The 2857-nt window shown below is 72.4% G+C and carries 2 protein-coding genes; both read left to right on the top strand.

Annotated features, from left to right (window positions below):
* On the top strand, positions 1-982 hold a 982-nt coding region (locus AOK17_RS44235), incomplete at its 5' end, for an ERAP1-like C-terminal domain-containing protein (protein WP_206190940.1).
* Positions 983-1425: 443 nt separating this feature from the next.
* Positions 1426-2808, top strand: a complete 1383-nt coding sequence (locus AOK17_RS44230) for a pyridoxal phosphate-dependent decarboxylase family protein (RefSeq protein WP_055618305.1) — start codon at positions 1426-1428, stop codon at positions 2806-2808.
* Positions 2809-2857: the final 49 nt, after the last annotated feature.

Raw genomic sequence — 2857 nt, 5'->3', positions numbered from 1 at the left:
ACCCCGCACCGGCCCCCGCCCCGCCCTCGTCGTCCCCAACGACCTCGACCTCACCTACGCCAAGATCCGCCTCGACGACGTCTCCTCCGAGACCGCCCTGCGCGGCATCTCCGACGTTCCCGACGCCCTCACCCGCGCCGTCCTGTGGAACACCCTGCGCGACATGGTCCGCGACGGCGACCTCGCCCCCGCCGCCTACCTGGAGACCGCCCGCACCCACCTCCCCGAGGAGAGCGACCTCGCCGTCGTCCAGGGCGTCCTCACCTTCGCCGCCGCCCAGGTCGCCGACCGCTACCTGCCCGCCCACGAACGGCCCGCAGCCCTCGCCACCCTCACCTCGCTCTGCCGCGACCTCATCCGCCGCACCGAGGACGGCGACCACCCCGGCCTGCGCCTCATCGCCGTACGCCACCTCATCGACGTCGCCGCCCAGCCCGACACCATCAGCGCCTGGTTCTCCGAAGGCACCGTCCCCGGCGGCCCCGAACTCGACCCCGAACTGCGCTGGCGCATCCTCGGCCGCCTCGCCGTCCTCGGCGCCATCGACGACGCCGTCATCGACACCGAACTCGTCCAGGACCCCAGCGCCACCGGCCAGGAAGGCGCCGCCCGCTGCCGCGCCGCCCTCCCCGACCCGGTCGCCAAGCGCGCCGCCTGGGACTCGATGTTCACCACCGACGACCTCTCCAACTACCTCTTCACCGCCACCGCCCAGGGCTTCTGGCAACCCGAACAGACCGACCTCGTACGCCAGTACGTCGACCTCTACTGGAACGACGCGGTAGCCGTAGCCGCCCGCCGAGGCCCCGCCATCGCCGAAGCGGCGGGCCGCTGGGCCTTCCCGGCCTACGCCATCACCCCGGAAACCCTCCAAGCAGGCGAACAATGCCTGACCGAGTCCACCCCCACCCCAGCCCTCCGCCGCAAACTCACAGACCAACTGGACGACTTGGCGCGGGCGTTGCGAGTACGAGAGGCGTAGAGGACAGGCGCTGATCGACCGGCCTCGCGCCCCTGTTGTTCCGGGAGCGCGGGGCCGCTTCTTACAGGCGCGCGGGCAACCGCCTGCTTTTGGCCTCCAGGGGCGCGGGGCTCGCTTTCTTGGACGGGCGCGGCCTGCTGCCGGCCATTGGTCTTCAGGGCAGCGGGGCGCCCATCTGCAGGGGCACGGCGAACCGCCTGTCTTTCAGGGAGGCAGGGCTCGCTTTCTTGCACGGGCGCCACGAACCGCCTGCTTTTAGGGGCGCGGGGAACTGCGCGGCCAGCCCCGACCGACCCGCACCTCACCCACAAACCCGCACGTCCCCCACAACCCCGGCGCGGAGCGCAATACCCCCTTTCGAGTGCTGATCACCGCACTCTCCCCGCACACCGCCCCAAACAAAGACACGCTGGAAGTCCCCGCCCGCGCCCCGGAGGACGACCATGAGCCCGCTCGCATCAGGCCCCCAAGGCCCGACCACCCTGCGACCGCTGCTCACCACCGTGCTCGACGCACTGACAGCCGGCGCAGCCACCCGCGACGGCCCCCTCCCGGCCGGCGGCCCCACCGAGGTCGCCGCCCGCCTCCGAGAGGCACTCGGCGACCCCCTCCCGGACCACGGCGACGAAGACGCCCTCCGCACCCTCGTCCAAGCCCTCGCGGCAGGCGCGGCAGACCCCGCGGACCCCCTCTGCACGGCCCACCTCCACTGCCCACCCCTCGCCGTCGCCACCGCAGCCGACCTCGCCGCCTCCGTCCTCAACCCCTCCCTCGACTCCTGGGACCAGGCCCCGGCCGCCTCCGAACTGGAAGCCCTCGTCACCAGGGCCCTCGCCGCAGAGGTCTACGGGGAGACAGACCAAGCCCGGTCAGCCGGTGACGCCCTCGTCACCACAGGCGGCACCGAGTCCAACCAACTCGCCCTCCTCCTCGCCCGCGAACACCACGGCCACACCCAACTCGTCTGCGCCGAGAACGCCCACCACTCCCTCCGCCGCGCCACCTGGCTCCTCGGCCTCCCCGAACCCGTCACCGTGCCCGCCCCCGCAGGCACCATGGACCCCGCCGCACTCGGCGAAGCCCTCACCGCACTCCAGGGCCCCCGCGGCTCCCTCCTGGTCGCCGCAACCGCCGGAACGACCGACGCCGGTCTCATCGACCCCCTCCCCGACATCGCAGCCCTCTGCGAAGCCCACGGCGCCCGCCTCCACATCGACGCCGCCTACGGCGGAGGCCTCCTCTTCAGCGCCCGCCACCGCTCAAAACTCGACGGCCTCGCCCGCGCCCACACCGTCACCCTCGACCTGCACAAACTCGGCTGGCAGCCCATCGCCGCAGGACTCCTCGCCGTACGCGACCGGCACGACCTCGCCCCACTCGGCCACCACGCCGACTACCTCAACGCCGACGACGACACCGAAGCAGGCCTCCCCGACCTCCTCGGCCGCTCCCTGCGCACCACCCGACGACCCGACATCCTCAAGATCGCCGTCACCCTCAAAACCCTCGGCCGCACCGGACTCGGCGCCCTCGTCGACCGGGTCTGCGAACGAGCCGCCGAGTTCGCCGAACTCATCGACCGGCACCCCCGCTTCGAACTCCACGACCGGCCCACCATCAGCACCGTCCTGTTCCGGCCCACCGACGCCACCGACGACACCGTCGCCGCCGTACGCCGCACCCTCCTCACCGAAGGCCGGGCCGTCCTCGGCCGCGCCCGCCTCGACGACCGCCTCTGGCTCAAAGCCACCCTGCTCAACCCGCACACCGGAGCCGACGACCTGGCCGCGCTCCTGAAACTGGTGGAAGGACACACGCCGCGATGACGCCCCCCACGTCACCCACACCCCCCAAACCTGCCTCTTATCCACATCT

It is taken from the genome of Streptomyces phaeochromogenes (assembly GCF_001418655.1).
Lineage (GTDB): Bacteria > Actinomycetota > Actinomycetes > Streptomycetales > Streptomycetaceae > Streptomyces > Streptomyces phaeochromogenes.
Note: the sequence above shows the minus strand (reverse complement) of the source record. Positions and strands in the feature narration are given on the sequence as shown.

Bases quoted from the DNA above. Each gene is read 5' to 3' on its own strand.
- AOK17_RS44230 (WP_055618305.1), top strand. From the start codon at position 1,426: ATGAGCCCGCTCGCATCAGGCCCCCAAGGCCCGACCACCCTGCGACCG.